At 69.8% G+C, this 19,701-nt stretch carries 20 protein-coding genes; 10 read left to right on the top strand and 10 right to left on the bottom strand.

Translation table 11 applies throughout. The features are described from left to right. Positions 1 to 9: 9 nt before the first annotated feature. Complete coding sequence (gene flgB / locus C8P69_RS17125) at positions 10 to 444, bottom strand: flagellar basal body rod protein FlgB (RefSeq protein ID WP_108178655.1); 435 nt, start codon at positions 442 to 444, stop codon at positions 10 to 12. A 214-nt stretch (positions 445 to 658) separates the two neighbouring features. Here flgB and C8P69_RS17120 point away from each other — a divergent pair, with 214 nt between their 5' ends. Then, complete coding sequence (locus tag C8P69_RS17120) at positions 659 to 1,633, top strand: flagellar biosynthetic protein FliO (protein ID WP_108178654.1); 975 nt, start codon at positions 659 to 661, stop codon at positions 1,631 to 1,633. Between the two features lie 144 nt (positions 1,634 to 1,777). Then, a complete protein-coding gene (fliP, locus tag C8P69_RS17115) occupies positions 1,778 to 2,551 on the top strand; it encodes a flagellar type III secretion system pore protein FliP (protein WP_108178653.1) in 774 nt (257 codons plus the stop codon). Positions 2,552 to 2,560: 9 nt separating this feature from the next. On the opposite strand, the gene C8P69_RS23925 is transcribed toward fliP, so the two are convergent. The 5 genes from C8P69_RS23925 to fliL all read right to left on the bottom strand — a co-directional run bounded on the left by C8P69_RS23925 (position 2,561) and on the right by fliL (position 9,207). Beyond that, positions 2,561 to 6,181, bottom strand: coding sequence for a hypothetical protein (locus C8P69_RS23925; RefSeq protein ID WP_170118282.1), 3,621 nt, complete (start codon positions 6,179 to 6,181; stop codon positions 2,561 to 2,563). Between the two features lie 129 nt (positions 6,182 to 6,310). Next, positions 6,311 to 7,033, bottom strand: coding sequence for a MotE family protein (locus tag C8P69_RS17105; RefSeq protein ID WP_108178652.1), 723 nt, complete (start codon positions 7,031 to 7,033; stop codon positions 6,311 to 6,313). A 10-nt stretch (positions 7,034 to 7,043) separates the two neighbouring features. Continuing rightward, the gene (locus tag C8P69_RS17100) at positions 7,044 to 7,526 is read right to left on the bottom strand and encodes a DUF6468 domain-containing protein (protein WP_211353840.1); all 483 of its coding nucleotides are present in this window, start codon (positions 7,524 to 7,526) and stop codon (positions 7,044 to 7,046) included. After that, positions 7,526 to 8,638: a flagellar motor switch protein FliM gene (fliM, locus tag C8P69_RS17095; protein ID WP_420541484.1), complete on the bottom strand. Its 1,113-nt coding sequence runs from the start codon at positions 8,636 to 8,638 to the stop codon at positions 7,526 to 7,528. The genes C8P69_RS17100 and fliM overlap by 1 nt, the downstream gene beginning before the upstream one ends. A 56-nt stretch (positions 8,639 to 8,694) precedes the next feature. Further along, positions 8,695 to 9,207, bottom strand: coding sequence for a flagellar basal body-associated protein FliL (gene fliL, locus C8P69_RS17090; protein ID WP_108178650.1), 513 nt, complete (start codon positions 9,205 to 9,207; stop codon positions 8,695 to 8,697). 321 nt (positions 9,208 to 9,528) lie between these two features. Between fliL and flgF the strand changes: the two genes are divergently transcribed. Genes flgF through flgH form a run of 4 tightly spaced genes read left to right on the top strand, consistent with a single transcriptional unit; the run spans position 9,529 to position 12,881 of the window. Beyond that, positions 9,529 to 10,278 carry a flagellar basal-body rod protein FlgF gene (gene flgF / locus C8P69_RS17085; protein ID WP_108178649.1) on the top strand — a complete coding sequence of 250 codons (750 nt, stop codon included), beginning with the start codon at positions 9,529 to 9,531 and terminating at the stop codon, positions 10,276 to 10,278. A gap of 12 nt (positions 10,279 to 10,290) precedes the next feature. Beyond that, positions 10,291 to 11,079, top strand: a complete 789-nt coding sequence (gene flgG / locus C8P69_RS17080; RefSeq protein ID WP_108178648.1) for a flagellar basal-body rod protein FlgG — start codon at positions 10,291 to 10,293, stop codon at positions 11,077 to 11,079. 3 nt (positions 11,080 to 11,082) lie between these two features. Then, positions 11,083 to 12,090 carry a flagellar basal body P-ring formation chaperone FlgA gene (gene flgA / locus C8P69_RS17075; RefSeq protein ID WP_108178647.1) on the top strand — a complete coding sequence of 336 codons (1,008 nt, stop codon included), beginning with the start codon at positions 11,083 to 11,085 and terminating at the stop codon, positions 12,088 to 12,090. Between the two features lie 5 nt (positions 12,091 to 12,095). After that, positions 12,096 to 12,881 carry a flagellar basal body L-ring protein FlgH gene (flgH, locus tag C8P69_RS17070; RefSeq protein ID WP_425440766.1) on the top strand — a complete coding sequence of 262 codons (786 nt, stop codon included), beginning with the start codon at positions 12,096 to 12,098 and terminating at the stop codon, positions 12,879 to 12,881. Between the two features lie 445 nt (positions 12,882 to 13,326). Here the strand turns inward: flgH and dksA are convergent, their stop codons facing one another. Continuing rightward, complete coding sequence (gene dksA / locus C8P69_RS17065; protein ID WP_108178645.1) at positions 13,327 to 13,743, bottom strand: RNA polymerase-binding protein DksA; 417 nt, start codon at positions 13,741 to 13,743, stop codon at positions 13,327 to 13,329. A gap of 202 nt (positions 13,744 to 13,945) precedes the next feature. After that, positions 13,946 to 14,395: a flagellar assembly protein FliX gene (locus C8P69_RS17060; RefSeq protein WP_108178644.1), complete on the bottom strand. Its 450-nt coding sequence runs from the start codon at positions 14,393 to 14,395 to the stop codon at positions 13,946 to 13,948. A 242-nt stretch (positions 14,396 to 14,637) separates the two neighbouring features. On the opposite strand from C8P69_RS17060, the gene C8P69_RS17055 reads away from it, so the two are divergent. From C8P69_RS17055 to C8P69_RS24280, 4 genes are all read left to right on the top strand, one after another. After that, complete coding sequence (locus tag C8P69_RS17055; RefSeq protein WP_108178643.1) at positions 14,638 to 15,738, top strand: flagellar basal body P-ring protein FlgI; 1,101 nt, start codon at positions 14,638 to 14,640, stop codon at positions 15,736 to 15,738. After that, entirely contained in the window at positions 15,738 to 16,067 is a 330-nt protein-coding gene (locus C8P69_RS17050; protein ID WP_108178642.1) for a rod-binding protein, read from the top strand. The genes C8P69_RS17055 and C8P69_RS17050 overlap by 1 nt, the downstream gene beginning before the upstream one ends. Positions 16,068 to 16,070: 3 nt before the next feature. Next, entirely contained in the window at positions 16,071 to 16,553 is a 483-nt protein-coding gene (locus C8P69_RS17045) for a hypothetical protein (RefSeq protein ID WP_108178641.1), read from the top strand. Between the two features lie 147 nt (positions 16,554 to 16,700). Beyond that, complete coding sequence (locus C8P69_RS24280; protein WP_245902102.1) at positions 16,701 to 17,138, top strand: flagellar protein FlaG; 438 nt, start codon at positions 16,701 to 16,703, stop codon at positions 17,136 to 17,138. A gap of 57 nt (positions 17,139 to 17,195) precedes the next feature. Here the strand turns inward: C8P69_RS24280 and C8P69_RS17035 are convergent, their stop codons facing one another. Both C8P69_RS17035 and fumC read right to left on the bottom strand, forming a co-directional pair. Beyond that, the gene (locus C8P69_RS17035) at positions 17,196 to 18,059 is read right to left on the bottom strand and encodes a DMT family transporter (RefSeq protein ID WP_108178804.1); all 864 of its coding nucleotides are present in this window, start codon (positions 18,057 to 18,059) and stop codon (positions 17,196 to 17,198) included. Between the two features lie 80 nt (positions 18,060 to 18,139). Further along, the gene (gene fumC, locus C8P69_RS17030; RefSeq protein ID WP_245902101.1) at positions 18,140 to 19,576 is read right to left on the bottom strand and encodes a class II fumarate hydratase; all 1,437 of its coding nucleotides are present in this window, start codon (positions 19,574 to 19,576) and stop codon (positions 18,140 to 18,142) included. Positions 19,577 to 19,701 lie beyond the last annotated feature (125 nt).

Here is a 19,701-nt window from a genome sequence, read left to right as displayed (position 1 = left end):
GTCGTCTCCTCAGGCTTTCTTGCCGATAGCGGTGCGGATCAGGCCCAGCGAGCGCTGGTAGAGGCCGGCGACGGCCTGGTAGTCCATCTGGTTCTGCGCGACCTTGAGCATCTCGTCCTCGAGGTTGACGCGGTTGCCGTCGGGGGTGGCGACGAGGCCGGTATTGCGCCGGACCTCGAAGCGGTTCTGCACGGTGGAGCCGGTCGCGCCGATATGGCCCGGATCGGTCCTCACCGGCCCGACACCCGTGCTGGCGCCGGCGGAGGCCGCGGCGCGCACCCCGCCCCGCAGCATGGAATCGAAGTTCGGGGGCGCGAGGTCGCGGGCCCGGTAGTTCGGTGTGTCAGCATTGGCGACGTTCTCGGCCAGCAGCTTCTGCCGGTCCTGGTGCCACCGCATCCGGTTGCGGAGCATGGAGAAGATCGGCACGTCGCTGGTGGCCATGGCAGCCGATGTCCCCGCCCCTGTGGTAGGCAAAGGATGCCCACCACATGGTTAACGACCGGTTAACCGTTAAGGGACTTTCAACCTCTGGCCCGGCGGGTTAACCATCCGGCGAGGTCGAGATCGGCAAGGCTTGCCGGGTCTGTTAACCTCAACATAGTTTTAAGGCCTGCTCTCGGGGGCGGGCGTCGGGAATGCCACGGGATCGGTCTCGATGAATTATATCACCAATCTGCTCGGCCCGAACGCGCCGCTGGCCGCGACGTTCATCGTCGCTTTCGCCGCCGTTCTGGTGCTGATCGGACTGACGGCGTGGATCTTCCGCATTGTCCGCGGCCGTGGCCTCGGCATTGGCTCTGGCGGCCGTGGCCGCCAGCCGCGCCTTGCCGTGCTCGACTATGCCGACGTCGACCAGCGCCGCAAGCTGGTGCTGATCCGCCGCGACAATGTGGAGCATCTGCTGCTTCTCGGCGGCCCGACCGATGTCGTGGTCGAGACCTCGATCGTCCGTGGCGCCCCGGTCCAGGCCGCTGCCCTGCGCGAGGTCGCGGCGGCCCAGGCCCCCGTCTATGTCGAGCCTGACCCGCCCATGCCGCCGCAGCGGGCGTCCCTGCGCGAGGCTGCGCGCCAGGCAGCCGGCGAATTGCCGGCCCCCGCCCCGGCGCTGCGCCCCGAAGCCTCGCTGCGGATGCCCGAGCCGGCCCGTCCCGAACCGGCCCGCCCGGCCGCACAGCCCGCGCCGCAGCCGACCATGCGACCCGAGCCGACGCGGGCCCCGCCGCCTCCGCCGCCGGCACCGCCCGTGGCGCGGCCTGAAGTCGCCCGTCCCGACGTGCCGAAGATCACGCCCGTCGTCACCCAGCCCGTGCGGCCGGCAACGCCGACCCCGCCGCCCGCCGCGCCCGCCCGTCCGGCGAGCCCCGCCCCTGCCGCCGGCGCCGTCCCGGATGATGTCGCGGCCCGTCTCGAGGCGGCGCTGAAGAAGCCGATCGGTGCGACGCCCGCCGCCGCGAGCCCCGCCCCGGCCCGCCCGGCGGCCCCGCCGGCTCCCGCGCCGCGGCCGGGCGCATCTCCGTCGCCCGCCACGGCGCCGAAGAGCCTGTCACCCGACGAGAAATCGGTCTTCGACAGCCTGGAAGAGGAAATGGCCGCCCTGCTCGGCCGCGGCCCGACGCCGCCGAAGAGCTGAGGCACACCACAGCGCCGATGACGCGAGGGCTCCCCACCGGGAGCCCTTTGTCGTTCCGCGACCTGCCGCCGCGTGGCCGTCCACAGGCCCACCCGCCGCGACCTGCTAGACTCCGGCGACGATTCGCCCCGACGCAGGACGGCCATGGCCGCAGAAACCCCTCCCCGCAGGACCGACGCCCGCCCGGCACGCCGGCTGGCCGGCCTTGCCCTGCTCGCCGCGTCGGCGCTCGTCGCGGGGCCGGCTGTCGCGCAGGACGTCTCGATCAATCTCGGCCAGGGCGCCGGCGTGAACGAGCGCGTCATCCAGCTCATCGCGCTCATCACCGTCCTGTCGGTGGCGCCCTCCATCCTCATCATGGTGACGAGCTTCGTGCGGATCGCCGTGGTGCTGTCGCTGCTGCGCACCGCCATCGGCACCCAGACCGCGCCGCCCAACGCTGTCATCGTCGGCCTGTCGCTGTTCCTCACCGGCTTCGTCATGGCGCCGACGCTCCAGCAGAGCTACGACCTCGGCATCCGCCCGCTCATCGAGAACCAGATCGACGCGCCGCAGGCCTTCGAGCGCGCCTCCGGCCCCTTCCGCGAGTTCATGCTGAAGCATGTCCGCGAGAAGGACCTCGCCCTGTTCCAGGAACTCTCCCGCGAGGCCGTTCCTGCAACACCGCAGGAGGTGTCCTTCCGCGTGCTCGTGCCCGCCTTTATGATCTCCGAGCTGCGCCGGGCCTTCGAGATCGCCTTCCTGCTCTTCGTGCCCTTCCTGGTGATCGACCTCGTCGTCGCCTCGGTCCTCATGTCCATGGGCATGATGATGCTGCCCCCGGTGACGGTGTCGCTGCCCTTCAAGCTGATCTTCTTCGTCCTCGTCGACGGGTGGAACCTCGTCGCGGGAAGCCTGGTCCGAAGTTTCGGACCCTAGAGGCTTGCCTCAGCCCGGCCGCGGCGCGCCGCCGGCGCCCGACTGCTGCTGCGGCGTCGAGGCGGTGGGCTGCGAGGCGCCCGGCGTCTCGGTCGGATAGCGCTCGCGGTAGTTCTTGAGAAAGGCGTCGAGCGTGTCGCGGTCGGCGATCGACTTGGCGATCTCGCGATATTCCACCCCGCGCGCCTCGATCGGCGAGGTCACCACGTCGAAGGCGCGCTCGTCCGGCGTGCCGCGCATGGCGGCGCGATAGCGGCCGCGCAGCCGGTCGAGACCGAGCGTGTCGTCCACCAGCGCATAGCCGATGGCAGCGCGCAGGATGTGGCGGCGTTCCTCGTCGCCGAGGGCCCCGGCGCTGCGCGAGGCGACCCAGCGCTCGCTCTGCTCGGCCGATTCGCGATGGCGCTGGGCGCCCCACAGGATGTCGGCGCGCAGCATCTCCGCCTCGGGCGTGCGGATGCCGGCGATCATCTCCATGGCCTGCTCCGGCCGGTTCATGTCGGCATGGGCGCGGGCTTCGAGCAGGTAGCGCTGGTTGCGCAGCTCCTCGGGCAGTTCGGACAGGCGCGTCGTGCGCAGCACCTGGAGCGCTGCGGCCGGCTTGCGGTTCATCAGATGGACGAGGGCAAGGCGCGCGGCGACCTGCGAGCGTGCCGCGCCGGTGAGGCGGCGGTCGATCTGGTGCTGCAGCAGCGAGGCCGCCTGGTCGAGCAGGTCCATGCCCGCGAGCCGGTCGGCGAGGCGGCGGATGATCTCGTCGCCGCGGCGGCCCTGCGGGGTCATGTCGCGGAAGTCGTAGTAGAGCGCCAGCGCATCGACCGCCTTCATCTGGTCGGCGCTGCCCTCGAGGAACAGCCGCTCGAAATGGCGGGCGACATCGTCCTGCATGCCGCGCACCGATTCCGAACGCGGATGGACGCGCATGGCGAGCCGCATCGTCGTGAAGGCATCGCGGAACTGGCCCTGGTCGGCATAGAGCTTGGCGAGCAGGGCGAGCGTGCGCGCCTCGATGTCGTCGCCGCGCCAGGCATAGCTCTGCGCCTCCAGCTCCTCGATCGCCGCCTTGCGGTCGATGTCGCCGAGCTTGTGGCGCACGGCGAGGTGGCGCTGGTCGGCATCGGCGCGCGAGGGCAGGTCCGGGCCGTTGGCGGCGCGGGCATAGGCGATGAGCGCATCGCGCTCCTGGCCCCTGGCTTCGAGGAGGCGGCCACGCAGCAGGGCGAACTGCTGCTCGGCCTCCGGCGGCACGCCGATCTCCTGGAGCTCGGCGAGATGCTTGTCGGCGCGGTCGACCGCACCGGAATCGAGCGCCGCCGAGACTGCGCGGGTGAGAACCGCACGGGCGAGCGGATTCGGCAGCGTCGCAGGCGACACGTCGGCCGCCTCGAAGGCATCGTGCGCTTCCTTCGACCGTCCGTCCATGGCCAGCGCCGTCGCCCGCCACATCGCGATATCGGGCGCTGCCGACATGGCCGGATGGGAGAACTCGCGCAGCGCATCGGCCGGCCGGTGCATCATGATGGCGACGACGCCGCGCAGGCCCTGGATCGTGCCGTCCTCGGCGATGCGGCGATCCTGGCGGACGATGGCGTCGAGGACGGACTTGGCCTCGGCCCAGCGCTGCTGCGCCATGTAGAAGCGCACGAGTTCCAGCCGCTTGGCGGTACGCTGGGTCTCGTGGACGGCGGCGGCATTGGCGAGAAGGTCGCTCTCGCGGTCGCGGAAGGCGGCGCGCTCGTCGGCGGCCCAGAGTTCGAGATCGAAGGCGATGGTGCGCGGACGGCGCACCATGCGCTGCACGGAGGGCGGGCGGGCAAGGCCGGCGCTCAGTTGCAGGCCGAAGGGCCGGCCGATGGCGACGCTGTCACCGGAAATGGTCACCTGCAGGTCGTCGGCGATCGGCTGGACGACGAGGCCATGGCTGCCGGCGAGCGCCGAGAACTCGACGAAGTCGCGCTGCTGGACGAAGGAGCGGGCCGGTCCCGCGCCGGTGACGACGAGCAGCGTGTCGCCGGCCAGCGGATCGGTGAGGCGATGGACCGAGCCGGCATTGGGGAAGTCGACGGTCGCGATGAGGCGGTCGCCCTGGTCGCTGGCGCGGGTGAGATGCACCGGCCGAGGCGGCTCCAGCACGGTGTCCGCCAGCGTCACGATCCAGGCCAGTCCGTCGCGGCCGGCAGAGGCGAGGCTGGCGCGCTCGAGGCCGATCCGTACCGCGATGCCGGAGCGCGAGCGCGAGGCGTCGACGGAGGAGAAGATCCCGGCGGCCTCGGCCTGCAGGCCGGCCAGCGCCACGTCCTCCAGCGTGTCGAAGACCAGCCACAGCGTGTCGCCGCGCTGGAACACCGCGCCGGGCGTCTCCTTGGTGAAGGGCACGAGGATGCGGATCGTGCCACCCGCGCGGCGCGCCTGGACGGCGACGGGACCGGCCGGACCCGGGGTAGCGGCGGGGCGAGGCGCGGGCTCGGCCGTCTCGACCGGCGGATGCTCGGGCGCGGGCGCCGGCGAGCGCTCGACGGGGAGCGGTGCGGCCGCAACGGGCGCGGAAGCGGCCGGCGCCATCACCGCCGGGGCGGCGGGCGGAGCGGGAGGTGCACTCGCAAGGCGCGGCGCGGGAGGCGGCGCTGGCATCGGCATCGCCATCGGCGGAACCGGCGGCGGGGCAAGCGGCGGGGTCGGCACGTTGCCAGGCAGGACCATGGCCGAGGGCGGCGCGGCGCTGGGCGCGCGGGCGGCGGGGGCCGCCGCAGACGAACGGCCGCCGGGCGTCGGCTGGCCGCCCCGCATGGTCAGGTCGAGGACATAGGTCCCCTCCTCCCGGAAGGCGCGCACATCCGCCTGCGGCGAGACCGCCATGCGGAACACCAGCTCGTCGGCGCCGGTATCGGCCTCAATCTCGCTCACGAAGGGCGGCAGCGCGTCGCGCACATGCTTCAGTTCGGCGGTGAAGGGCTTGGCGATACGCAGAGTCAGCCGGTCGCCGGCGCGGTCGATGGCGACGCCCACCGGCTCGGGCAGCGAGAAGACGAAACGCGAGAAGGTCGGATGGTTGCCGACCCGCACCGTGACGGGCGGCAGGGCCCGCGCCACCCGCTGGGCCTCGGCCAGGCGGGCGCGGCGCTCGGCATCACGGGCGCGGCGGGTGAGCTCCTCGACGATCTCGTTGGGCAGGCCGGGCGGGCCGCCGCGCCAGCTGTCGGGCAGCAGGTCGACGAAGAGCCGCTCGCCGGCCTCCATGGAATTCACGGTGACGCGCTGGGACAGGGCGAAGCGCAGCGACTTGCCGTCGGGATCGCGCCGGACGGCGGTGACATAGTCGCTGAGCTGCGTGGTCAGCTGGTTGACTTGCATCTCCACGGCGCGGGGAAAGCTGATCACCAGCACGCCGCCGGTGACCTTCACCTCGGCGGAGAGCGGCTGGTCGAAGGAGAAGACCAGGCGGGCATGGCCGCCGGAGGTCGAGGCAGCAACGTCAGCCTTGGCGGCAGGCGGGGTCGGCGCGGCAGAAGCGGCGGGCGCGACAGGGGCTGCCGCAGGCGGCGCGGGCCGGGCGGTCTGGGCTTCGACGGCGGCGACGGAGACATGACAAAACAGGGCGGCTGTCAGGCCGGCCCGCGTCAAACGCCTCACGCACCATGCGTTCCCGTCCATGGGATCGCCACTCGACCCTTCCGCCTGTTCCGGGGAACAGGCTTGCAGGCGCTCCATGCCCCCGCTGTCGGCGCATCATGGACAGGCGTGATTAACACCGCGTTGCGGTCACCGGGTAGGGCGGCCTTCGATCTTCGGCAGCGTGTCCGGCGAGACCGAGCGCGGGTCGGCGGCGGCCTGCTGCTGCGGCCGGCGGGCAAGCTCGGTGGTCAGGCGCTTGGCCGGCTCCGGCTGCATCTGGGCGATGACGTCGGCGAGCTTCGGCGGACGCATGGCGCGGGCCACCTCGATCAGGACGCTCATGTCGAGGCTGTCGAAGATGCGCGCCGCGTCCTTCGGCCGCATGGATTCGTACATGCTGACGACGCCGCGAAAGCGGGCCTGCTCGGCCTCGTCGCGGCGCTGCTCCAGCCCGGTGATGCGGGATTCCAGCTCGCGCAGCTCGTTGATCCGCTGCTCCATGCGCCGCTCGGTGGCGCGCAGCAGGTTCTCGCGCATTTCCAGTTCGCGCTGGCGGGTGTCCAGCTCCTGGCGGCGCTCCTGCAGGCGCTCGAGGATGGCGCGCTCGGACGAGGAGATGGCCGGCGGCTGATTGGCCGGGACGGCCTGGGGCGGCGGCGGGGGCGGCGCGGCTGCAGCCGGTGCGGCGGCTGGCGTCGCGCCGGTCACCAGATTGGCGTCGGCCGGCGACTCGATGCCCGGGATCGAGGTGTCCTGCGCCCTCACCGTGCGGGGACCGGCCATGTCGCCACTGAGCAGCCCGACGGCCTTCAGGAAGAGCAGGCCGCCGGCGGCGAAGGTGACGATCGGCAGAAGGCGCAGGTCCCGCATGGAGCCCTCCTCAGGCAGCGCGCGTCTGGACGCGGGCGGCGAAGGCCTTGGCGGCGGCGAGGGTCGAGGCGGCGCTCGCGCCCTGCCCGTCCACCGGCTCGCGGACCAGGACCGGCACGATGGGCTCCACCGCCGGGATGGGCGAGCGGGCCTTGCCGGCGTCCCGGGCGGCCTCGGTGATGCGGCTGATGCGGTCGACGACCACCTGGCCGGCCTTCACCTCGCGCTCGATGTCGACGAGGAAGCGCTCGGCGGTGCGCAGCCGCTCGCCGAGCGTGCCGTCGCATTCGCGCACCGTGACCTTGAGGCCCTGGATCGCCCGCTCGGCGATCTCCGTGGCGGTGATCAGCTCGGCGATGGTCGCCTTCAGCGACTGCTCGTCGGAGCGCAGCCGCATGAGCCGCCGGTTGAGGGCCACGCAGTAGGCGATGGTGGCCACCAGCAGGCCCGCCACCAGCAACTCGATCATCATGGACACGGTGAAGCTGCTCATCACGTCTCCTGTCCGCCCGAGGACACCTGCTCGAACTGCGCCATGGTGGTTCGGCCCCGCCGCAGCGGCTTCTGGATGCGCACCGCGACCTTGTCGCCGACCCGGCCCATGCGTCCCTCGGTGAGGGTCTCGTCGCCGCAGCGCACCTTCACCAGGGCGTCCGGCTTCATGTCGAGGACGAGCGTGTCCCCCACCTTGAGGTTCATCAGCTTGCGCAGCGGGAATTCGCTCTCGTAGAGCACGGCCTCGACATGGGTGCGGGCCTGGAAGATTTCGGTGGAGAGATGCCCCTCCCAGACCGGATCGCGGCCGAGCTTCTCGCCGACGAAGGTCTGCATCAGGCGATCGCGGATCGGCTCCAGCGTCGCATAGGGCAGCAGCATCTCGATGGAGCCGCCACGCTCCTCCATGTCGATGCGGAAGCGGACGAGGATCGCCGCGTTATTGGGGCGCGAGATCGCCGCGAAGCGCGGGTTGGTCTCCAGCCGGTCGATCTTGAAGTTGACCGGCGAGATCGGACGGAAGGCGGCCTCGGCATCGGCGAGGATCACCTCGACCATGCGCTTGACGAGGCCCATCTCGATGGTCGTGTAGGGACGGCCCTCGACGCGGATGGCCGTGACGCCGCGGCGGCCGCCCAGGAGCACGTCGATGATCGAGTAGATGAGGCTCGAATCGACCGTGGCGATGCCGAAATTGTCCCATTCCTCCGCCTTGAAGATGGAGAGGATGGCCGGCAGCGGGATCGAGTTCAGGTAATCGGCGAAGCGCACCGCGTGGATGCGGTCGAGCGAGACCTCGACGTTGTCGGAGGTGAAGTTGCGAAGGCTGGTCGTGAGCAACCGCACCAGGCGGTCGAACACGATGTCGAGCATCGGCAGGCGCTCGTAGGCGACCATCGCCGAGTCGATGATGGCGCGGATGCCGCCATTGTCGGAAAGCGCCAGGTCCTCGATGGAGAAACCGAGGAGGTTGTCGATTTCCTCCTGGTTGAGGATGCGCTCGGCGCCGCCCTTGGAGCCGACACCGACATGGGCCATGCCGTCTTCGCCGACGGTCTCCCAGGACTGGGCGGCGTCGTTGCCGGTGGCGCCCTGCTCTTCGAGCGCCATGCCCCATTCGGCGGCAAGGGCGTCCTGGTCGATATCGCCTGCCATCGATCAGCCCGTCACTGCACGACGATTTCGCGGAACAGCACGGCGTTCACCCGTGCCGGATGGACGGCGGTGTTGACGCGCCGGGTGAGCTCGTCGCGCAGGCGGAAGATGCCGGCCGAGCCCTCGATGTCCGAGGGGCGCATTTCCCTAAGGTACAGCTGGAAGGCATCCACCACGCGCGGCATGATCGGCTTGATCTGGTCGGCGACCTTGGTGTCGGAAACCTCGAGGGCGACCTTCACCCGCAGATATTGCGGGCGGTCCTGGCCGACCGACAGGTTCACGGTCATGTCCGGCAGGTCGACGAAGGCCACGGGCTTGGCGACCTCGACGGGCGCCGGCGCCGCGACCTGCTGCGGCTTCTTGCGCAGGAAGAAGAACCAGCCGCCACCACCGAGGGCCAGCACGAGCACGGCGGCCCCGCCCATCATGATGAGCTTCTTCTTGCCACCACCTTCGGCCGGGGCTTCGCCCTCTTCGCCGTCCTCGGCTTCGCCTTCGGCCTTTTTGGGTTTCTTCGCCATCACTTAGCGCCCCGGATTCTCATGTTGGGACAGTGGCGCCAAAATGGTTAACGGCCCGTTTACGACCGTTAAGGACCGGCAAGATTTGCCGGGACGAATGCGCCCCCTTGGTCGTTCGTGCCTAGTGGGAGGTTACCGCTTTCCTGACTTAAGTGGTTGATTTTCCTTTACTCGACCCTTTGGCACGGCTCCTGCGAAGACCTTTGCGGATCGCCGGACCCGTTTGGGAGAACGGCAAGGCGGTCCAGCTGGGGAGCACCGGCCCCGGATCATCTTGGGAGAGATGGTCCATCAAGGCCGGGATATCAGGGGATCGGTCCGATGGAGAACATTGGTCTGGTCGGTCTTTCGCGGCAGGTCGCCCTGCAGCGCGAGCTCGACGTCATTGCGAACAACCTCGCCAACTTGAACACCACCGGGTTCAAGCAGGACGACGTTGTCTTCGAAGAATACCTGATGCCTGTCGCGCGGGACGAAACGTTCCAGCGCGGTGCCGACCGGCGCATGTCCTTCGTCTGGGATCGCGCCACGGCGACCAATCTCGGCCAGGGCGGCATCACCCAGACCGGTAACGCGCTCGACGTCGCCATCAACGGCCGCGGCTATTTCGTCGTCCAGACGCCCGAGGGCGAGCGCTTCACCCGCAACGGCTCCTTCGAGCTGAACGCCCAGAACCAGCTCGTCACCAAGCAGGGCCAGCTCGTCATGGGCGAAGGCGGCCCCATCGTCTTCGAGGCCCGCGACGTCGGCATCACCATCGGCCGCGACGGCTCGGTCTCCTCCTCCGGCGGCATCCGTGGCCGCCTGCGCATCGTCGACGGCGACCAGCCGCGCGCCATGGAGAAGGAGGGCGACAACCTCTTCCGCCTCCGCGAGGGCCGCCGCGCCGAGACGGTCGCGCTGACCGACGTGCGCCAGGGCGCGCTCGAAAGCTCGAACGTCGTTCCCGTCCTTGCCCTGTCGCGGATGATCGAGGTCACCCGCGCCTACCAGTCGCTCGCCTCCAATCTCGAGCGGCACGACCAGATGCGCCGGGATGCGATCCGCTCCCTCGGCAACCCCACCTCCTGAGGAACCTGACCCATGCGCGCGCTCCACACCGCCGCCAGCGGCATGAAGGCCCAGGAGCTCACCGTCGAGGTGATCTCCAACAACATCGCGAACATGCGGACCACCGGCTTCAAGCGCCAGCGGGCCGAGTTCCAGGACATGCTCTACGACCACCAGCGCCGCGCCGGCACGCAGAACTCGCAGCAGGGCAACCTCCTGCCGGTCGGCATCTCCATCGGCTCCGGCGTCAAACCCGCCGGCACCTCGCGCATCATGACCCAGGGCAACGTGCTGGCGACGGAGAAGGACTACGACGTCGCCATCCGCGGTGAGGGCTTCTTCCGCATCCAGCTGCCCGACGGCCGCACCGCCTACACCCGCGACGGCTCCTTCGAGCGCAATGCCGATGGCCAGATCGTCACCGTCGACGGCTACCAGCTCGAGCCCGGCATCACCGTGCCGAACAACGCCACCGCCGTGACCATCAGCGCCGCCGGCGTCGTCCAGGCCACCCTGCCCGGCCAGACCGCCGCCCAGACCATCGGCCAGATCCAGCTCTCGCGCTTCGTCAACAAGGCGGGCCTGGAATCGATCGGCGACAACCTGTTCCTCGAAACCTCCGCCTCCGGCCAGGCCATCACCACCACGCCCGGCAACGAAGGCATGGGCCAGCTGCTGCAGAAGAACCTCGAACAGTCGAACGTGACGGCGGTGTCGGAAATCTCCGACCTCATCGCCGCCCAGCGCGCCTACGAGATGAACGCCCGCATCATCTCGGCGGCGGACCAGATGCTCCAGTCCACCTCGCAGCTGATGCGCTGAGCCATGCGGACCCTCAGGACCCTCCTCGCAAGCTTCGCCCTCGGCCTCGCCGCGGCGCCGGTGGCAGCCTTCGATGCGCCGCCCCGCCCGGTGCTGCGCCTCGAGGTCGCCGTCTCCGGCGAGGTCGTTCGCCTCGGCGACCTGTTCCAGAATGCCGGCCGTTTCGCCGACGTGCCGGTCTTCCGCTCGCCCGACCCAGGCCATACCGGCCAGGTTCCCGCCTGGCGCATCATCGAGGCGGCGCGCCGCGTCGGCCTCGAGCCCGAGACCGGCGACCGGAACCGCGAGGTCTCCATCACCCGCGATGCCCGCATCCTGCCGCTGGCCGAGATGGAGGAGCGGATCGCCATGGCGCTCGCCTCGTCCATGGGCCTGTCGGATTCGAACCGCGTCCAGGTCGCCTTCGACCGCGGCACCCGCCCCATCGCCGTGGAGAAGGGAGTCTCGGGCAGCCTCGACATCCTGCGCATCGAGCATGACCCCCGCACCGGCCGCTTCGAGGCCGTGCTCGGCATCGGCGGCTCGCCCCGCACCGACCGCAATGGCGGCTTCCGCGTCCAGGGCACGGCTGTCGAGCTGGTCGAATTCGTCGTGCTCGCCCGGTCCATCGGCCGCGGCGAGGTCATCCGCTCCTCCGACCTGGTGGTCGACCGCAAGCCGCGCACGCAGGTGCCAGCCCTCACCCTCGACACCGTCGTGAGCGCGAGCCAGGCCGTCGGCATGGCGGCGCGCCGCCCCATCGGTCCCGAGCGCCCCTTCCGCATGGCCGATCTGATGAAGCCCGAGCTCGTCGAGCGCAACGGCAACGTCCTCATCACCATGGAGATGCCCGGCCTGTCGCTGACCATGCGCGGCCGCGCGCTGGAGGCCGGCGCCGAGGGCGACATGATCCAGGTGGAGAATCTGCAGTCCCGCAAGCGGCTGCAGGCCACCGTCACCGGCCTCAACCGCGTCTCCATCACCCCGCCCGTCACCACCACCACCGCCGTCGCCACCGCGAGGACGCCGTGATGCCCATGCCCGCCATCCGCCGTCCCGCGTCAGGATCCGCCATGTTCGCCCGCAGCCAGCACAGCCTCCGCCCGCTCCTCCTCATCGCCGCCGGCCTGTCGGTCGCGGCCTGCGGCGCCCCGGACCGGCTGCGCAATGTCGGCCGCGCCCCGCAGCTCTCGGCGGTGGAGAACCCGCAGACCCAGCCCGGCTACCGGCCGGTCTCCATGCCCATGCCCGAGCCGCAGCCCGTCTCGCACAATCCCAATTCGCTGTGGCGCAACGGCTCGCGCGCCTTCTTCCGCGACCAGCGCGCCCAGCGCGTCGGCGACATCCTCACCGTCAAGGTGAAGTTCCAGGACCAGGCCAACGTCCAGAACACCACCAACCAGTCGCGCACCGGTTCGCAGACCATGGGCACGCCGAGCCTCTTCGGCGCCGAACGCCTCATCGCCCGCACCGGCGCCGATCCGGCGAGCCTCGTCTCGACCACCGGCACCAATTCGAACGAAGGCAAGGGCACGGTCACACGCTCCGAGACGCTCGCCACCAACGTCGCCGCCGTGGTCATGCAGGTGCTGCCCAACGGCAACCTCGTGCTGGAGGGCAAGCAAGAGGTGCGCGTCAATTTCGAGGTGCGCGAACTCATCGTCGCCGGCGTCGTCCGCCCGGAGGATATCGAGAGCGACAACACCATCGATTCCAACAAGATCGCCCAGGCCCGCATCGGCTATGGCGGTCGCGGCCAGATCACCGACCAGCAGCAGCCGCGCTACGGCCAGCAGGTGCTCGACGTCCTCCTCCCCTTCTGACCCTCCCCCTTCCCCAGCTCCCAGCCGTCCCCGCTCCCCAGGCGAACACGGCAAGTCCGGCGCCGCTCGCGTTCTCCCAACGCGGGCGGCGTTGGCCGTTCGGGACCCCGGGTCCGGAAACGACAGGCTGTACTTGGCACACCACCCCGGACCAGACGCGACGCCGTGGTCTCCCTCGCCTCGCCCGAGGGGAGGGTCAGGGTGGGGCATTCCTCAAAGCCTCGCCCCCGCCAAGATCAGCCGGCAGGTTCAGGCGCGCCGCCCATGCCCCACCCGCACCCTCCCCTCGCTGACGCGATGGGAGGGGGACTTTGGCGGCCCGCCTCTCAGCCAGGCCCAGAGCCAGGCCCAACCGGCGGCTCAACGGGCTCTCCGAGAGCCAAGACCAGCAAAAGAAAAGGCCGCCCGGAGGCGGCCTCGTGTGATGGCGGCAGGGCCGGCGACGTCATTCGTCGCGATAGACCCGCTCGCGGCGCTCGTGGCGCTCCTGGGCCTCCAGCGACAGCGTCGCGATGGGACGGGCCTCGAGGCGCTTGAGCGAGATCGGGTCACCCGTCTCCTCGCAGAAACCGTAGGTCCCATCCTCGATCCGGGCGAGCGCGGCGTCGATCTTGGCGATCAGCTTGCGCTGGCGGTCGCGGGCCCGAAGCTCGATGGCCCGGTCGGTTTCGGAGGATGCACGGTCGGCGATGTCGGGGTGGTTCTGGTTCTCGTCCTGCAGGTTCTGGAGGGTCTCCTTCGCCTCGCGAAGGATGTCGTCCTTCCAGGACAGCAGCTTCTTGCGGAAGTACTCGCGCTGCCGCTCGTTCATGAACGGCTCTGAGTCGCTCGGGCGGTAGTCCGCTTCCAACTCCAACGTCATGCAACGAACCCCTCTGATTCACGGTGTTAGACCCGTGTTTCGGCGCGCTCATAGCATCCGCTCCGATGCCAGACAACCTGAAACCGGGTCATCGGGCCGTCACGGAACAGGACACAGGCACCGCCGAGAGGCAGGAACCGTGCCAGAAGGCAGGAATTGTCTGGATTCCATCAGCTTGCACCGGGCGATTCGCCGGTGACGATTACCGGCCGCCGCTGTCCTCGCGGGCCGCCGCCTCGCGCTTGGCGATCTCCACCTGGGCCCTGAGGTCGATCTCGGCGAGGACGTCGTCGAGGCCCTGGTCGCCCGACCCTTCCAGCGCCGTCGCGGTGACGCTGCGCAGCTTGAGCAGCACCGAGGGCATGGGCTCGCCGGCGAGCAGCGACAGCTTCAGGTCGTCGAGCAGGTCCAGCGACTGGCGGCCGCGCTGCATGGCGCGACGGCGCTTCTCGCGTCGATCCTCCGGCTGCATCCCCTGGACCGCGAGCAATGTCTCGAGACCCGCCGCGGCAACCGTCGGGCGGGCGGCGGCGGTGGACGGCGTTTCCGCCTTGCCGCCGGGCAGCTCGAAAGCCGAACGCGGCCGATCGGCCCGCTGCGTGGCCGGGCCCTGGGCGACCGCTCCGACGGTCGGCGGCGTGATGATCCGCATGGTCCTTCTCCGGGACGGGCGCTTCAAGAAGGCGCAACACGTCTTGCTGCGAGGTTAAGAAGACCCCCTGCGTGGTTAAGGGGTCGTTAATGCCCGGCAAGACTTGCCGGGTGCACCCCGCAAAGGACCGGGCGATAGCCCCGCCTTTCGGCAATCCTCACAATAAATCAACAACTTCGTTCACCGCATGGTGTTGGCATGGCCTGTGCGAGGTTTTCACCGAACCCACGATCGGAACACCCATGCTCCGCCGTCTCGTCGTCCTCCTGAGCCTGTTCGCCCTCGCCGCCCCGGCGGGAGCCAACACCTCGCGCATCAAGGATCTCGTCGATGTCGAGGGCATCCGCGATAACCAGCTGATCGGCTATGGCCTCGTGGTCGGCCTCAACGGCACCGGCGACACGCTCAACAACTCGCCCTTCACCCGCCAGTCCATCCAATCGATGATGGAACGCCTGGGTGTGAACACCCGCGGCATGAACCTGCGCACGGCCAACGTCGCCGCAGTAATGGTCACCGCCAACCTGCCCCCCTTCTCCACCCAGGGCACGCGCATCGACATCAAGGTTTCGGCCATGGGCGACGCGCGCTCGCTGCAGGGCGGCGAACTGCTGGTGACGCCGCTCATCGGTGCCGACGGCGAGGTCTATGCGGTCGGCCAGGGCGCCGTCGCCATCGCCGGCTTCCAGGCCCAGGGCGCCGCCGCCAGCATCACCCGCGGCGTGCCGACGGTGGGCCGCGTCTCCAATGGCGGCATTGTCGAGCGCGAGGTGAACTTCGCCATCAACCGCCTCGCCTCGGTGAAGCTCGCCCTGCGCAACCCGGACCTCACCACGGCGCGCCGCATCGCCGCCGCCATCAACGATTTCATCGGCGCCCCGACCGCCGAGCCGACCGACCCGGCAACGGTCCACCTCAAGGTGCCGCAGCGCTTCGAGGGCAACATCGTCGCCCTGCTGACCGAGATCGAGCAGCTGCGCGTCCAGCCCGACCAGGTCGCCAAGGTCGTCATCGACGAGGCCTCCGGCATCATCGTCATGGGCAAGGACGTGCGCGTCTCCACCGTCGCCGTGGCGCAGGGCAATCTCACCGTCACCATCTCCGAGCGGCCGCAGGTGAGCCAGCCGAACCCGCTGGCGCAGGGCCAGACGGTCGTCACGCCGCGCACGCAGATCCAGGCGACGGAGGAAGGCAAGCGCCTCGCGCTCGTCCGCGAGGGCGTGTCGCTGCAGGAGCTGGTCGACGGGCTCAACGCGCTCGGCATCGGCCCGCGCGACATGATCTCCATCCTCCAGGCCATCAAGGCCGCCGGCGCCCTCCAGGCCGAGATCGAGGTGCTCTGATGCGCAGCCAGACGCCCGAACGCGCCGCCGTCAACGCCTATACCCCGGCCGCCGCCAAGGTCCCGGGGTCCAAGGAGAACCGCGCCTGGAACCAGGCGCAGAACTTCGAGCAGGTGTTCCTCAACACCATGTTCTCCCAGATGTTCACCGGCATCGGCAACGACTCGCCCCTCGGCGGCAAGCAGAGCGAGGCCTGGCGCGGCATGTTGGTCGATGAATACGCCAAGTCCGTCACGTCCCAGGGCGGCGTCGGCTTGGCCAACCACATCTACCGCGAACTGATCGGCGCGCAGGAAGCCGCGCCGCGACGCCTCCCAGCAAGGAGCTGAGCCATGCAGCAGCAGGCCCACCCCGCCACCCTCCCCGCGCCGATCACCACGCCGCAGGACGCACTCGACCTCGTCGCCGGCCTGCGCGCCACCATGGCCGAGCTCACCGGCGTGCTGAACGAGGAAACCGCCCTGGTCCGCAGCGCCAAGGTGAAGGCCGCCCAGCCGCTGGAGGCCCGCAAGGCCGAGCTGTCGCGCCGCTATCTCGCCGATCTCGGCCGCATGAAGCTCCACCGCGAGGTGGTCCGGACCCATGCGGCCCGAGGCCTGGCGGCGCTCGAGGCGGACCATGCCGCCATGCAGGATGCCCTGCAGGTCAATCTCGCCGTGCTCGCCACCGCCCATGCGGTGGCCGAGGGGATCATCCGCCACGTCTCCGCGACGGTGGAGGCCAAGCGCGCCCCGAGCCTCTACGGCGCCAACGGCCGCACCGCCGCCCCGCCGCCACGCGCCGCGGCTCCGGTGGCTATCGTCCGCTCGCTGTAAAGGCGGCGACATTCCGCGGTATTCGATAGAATTCGCGGCCGCGTTATTTACCATAAGTCCTAACGCGGGTTTAGGATTTCCGCGTCATGATCCGGCACTTGGGAGAAGAGGGATCACGAGGTCCTTCCCCCACAGGGAGTTCCGGTCATGGACATCGTGTCCTCACGGCCGGCCGTCGGCACGATCTCGACCGCGCGGTCGGAGGCCGTCCAGTACCGTGAAGCGGTGCGGACGGAATTGCCCCGCATTCAGCGGGTGAGCCAGCCTGAGTCCGATACAGCGGGCTCCGCGACAGACGATCGCCGCGCCGGTGACATGGCGGCGCGCGACGATCGCATCCTCGCGGACAGGCGCGCGCGCATGGAGCGCATCGCCGACACGATGCGGGAATCCCTCCAGCGCCGCATCGAGAAGGACGACGCCGCCGGCGTGCTGGTCTACCGCACGGTCGACCGCCAGACCGGCGAGGTCGTGCGCCAGTTTCCCGACGAGATGATCCTCAAGCTCAAGGCCTATGCGCGCGAGATGGCACGCAAGGAAGAGCTGGAGGCAGCCGAGAACCCGCGGGTCGAAAAGGTCGCCTGACCTCCACCGCCCCTGTTGAGTGTCCGCCGCCGCGAGGGCAGCTTTTGTCGTTGGATCTCAGGCCCGCGCCCGCTTCGGCGCGATGAGGATGATGGCGACGCCGGCCAGCACCACCGCCGTGCCGGCGACCATGCGGAGATCGAAACGGTCGCCGGTGATCAGCACGCCCAGCCCGATGCCCATGAGCGGGCACATCAGCGTCAGGGTGGAGATGAGGTTCGCCTCGTATTTCATGACCAGCTTGAAGAACAGGCTGTGCCCGAGCAGCGACACGGCGATGGCCGTGTAGGCGAGCGCGGCGAGGAAGGGCCAGCCCGCCGTGAGGGCCCGGTCGACCTGGCCGGTCTCCAGCCCCATGGAGGCAAGGCCGAGCGGGATCGACGAGGCAAGCCCCACCCAGGCCTGGAACTGCAGCGGCGCGACATTCTCGGTCTTCTTCAGCAGCACCACCCCGAAGGCCGATGCGAAGGCGCTGGCCACGACGAACAGCAGGCCGAAAGACAGCGCGAAGCCTTTCGGGTCGTACATGACGATGACCGCGCCGGAAAAGGCGAGCGCGATGCCGATTCCGCGGCGCCAGCCGATCCTCTCGCCCAGCATGAACACCGACAGGAGCGCGGTGAGCGGCACGCTGAGCTGGGTCACCACCGCCGCGCTCGAGGGCGTCGCCGTCATGAGGCCGATGGACACGAGGCCAAAGCCCCCCGCCCCCATCATCAGCCCGACCACGACGATCCGCCAGCGCGGCCGCGGCCAGGGCAGCAGCCAGGGCAGCGCCACCAGCAGCACCAGCGCGAAGCGCAGCGAGGAGAAGAGCAGCGGCGGAATGTCGAGATGGACGAGGACCAGCTTCGTCACGACGAAGTTGGTCGCCCAGATCAGGCAGACCCCCATCAGCAGGATGAAATCGCGGACGAGCATCATGTCCGCCTAGCGGCTTCACGCCGGGTCGGCTACCGGCGACACCGCTGGGCAGACATGCCGGATACCTCGCGCGGGCGTCAGCCCGGCCCGATCATCTTGGCCGGATCGACGAGACGATCGTAGTCCGCGTCAGAAACGAGGCCGGTTTTCAGCGCCTCTTCCTTCAGCGTCGTGCCGTTCTTGTGCGCCGTCTTGGCGATCTTGGCGGCCGCGTCATAGCCGATGGTCGGCGCGAGCGCCGTGACCAGCATCAGCGAGCGCTCGACGCCGGCGCGGATATTGTCCTCGCGCGGCACGATGCCGGCGACGCAGTTGTCGGTGAAGGACACCGAGGCATCGGCGATGAGGCGCACCGACTGCAGGAAATTGTAGGCCATCACCGGGTTGAACACGTTGAGCTCGAAATGGCCCTGGGATCCCGCGAAGGTCAGGGCGGCGTGGTTGCCGAAGACCTGCACGCAGACCTGGGTCAGCGCCTCGCACTGGGTCGGGTTCACCTTGCCCGGCATGATCGACGAACCCGGCTCGTTCTCGGGCAGGGCGAGTTCGCCAAGGCCCGCGCGCGGGCCCGAGCCGAGGAAGCGGATGTCGTTGGCGATCTTGAACAGCGAAGCCGCCACCGTGTTGATGGCGCCGTGGGCGAAGACCATGGCGTCATGGGCGGCCAGAGCCTCGAACTTGTTGGGCGCCGAGGTGAAGGCAAGGCCGGTGATGGCCGCGATCCGCTCGGCAACTTTTTCCGCGAAACCGACAGGCGCATTGAGGCCGGTGCCGACCGCCGTGCCGCCCTGGGCGAGCTCCATCAGCCCGGGCAGCGTCTGCTCGATGCGGGCAATGCCATTGGCCACCTGCTGGGCATAGCCGGAGAACTCCTGCCCCAGGGTCAGCGGCGTCGCGTCCTGGGTATGGGTGCGGCCGATCTTGACGATATGGCCCCAGGCCTCGGCCTTCGCGGCGAGCGCCGCGTGGAGATGGCGCAGCGCCGGCAGCAGCCGGTGGACGATCTCCTCGGCAGCCGCGACGTGCATGGCCGTCGGATAGGTGTCGTTCGACGACTGGCTCATGTTGACGTGGTCGTTGGGATGGACCGGCTTCTTGGAGCCCATCACCCCGCCAAGCATCTCGATGGCGCGGTTCGAGATGACCTCGTTGGCATTCATGTTGGACTGGGTGCCAGAACCCGTCTGCCAGACGACGAGGGGGAAATGATCGTCGAGCTTGCCGTCGATCACCTCCTGCGCCGCCCGCACGATGACCTCGCCGATCGCCGGGTCGAGCCGGCCGAGCGCCATGTTGGTCTCGGCGGCGGCGCGCTTGACGATGCCGAGCGCCCGCACCACCGGCAGCGGCTGCTTTTCCCAGCCGATGCGGAAATTGCCGCGGGAGCGCTCGGCCTGGGCGCCCCAGTAGCGATCGGAGGCGACCTCGATCGGGCCGAATGTGTCGGTTTCGGTGCGGGTGGAGGCCATGGTCGGAGCCTTTCCTGTCAAAGCCGCCGGCGGCGGGCGGAGCATCGACGTCGCGGCGCTCCCGCGCGGTCTCGATGCCAGCGCAGATAGCCCCGCGGGCAGCCCGGCGCAATCTGGCCGCGCCGGCAAAGGACCACCCGGCAATTCCTGCCGGTTAACTTCTGCCGTGT

Origin of the sequence: Phreatobacter oligotrophus (assembly GCF_003046185.1) — a bacterium.
In the GTDB taxonomy this organism is placed as follows: Bacteria; Pseudomonadota; Alphaproteobacteria; order Rhizobiales; family Phreatobacteraceae; genus Phreatobacter; species Phreatobacter oligotrophus.
Note: the sequence above shows the minus strand (reverse complement) of the source record. Positions and strands in the feature narration are given on the sequence as shown.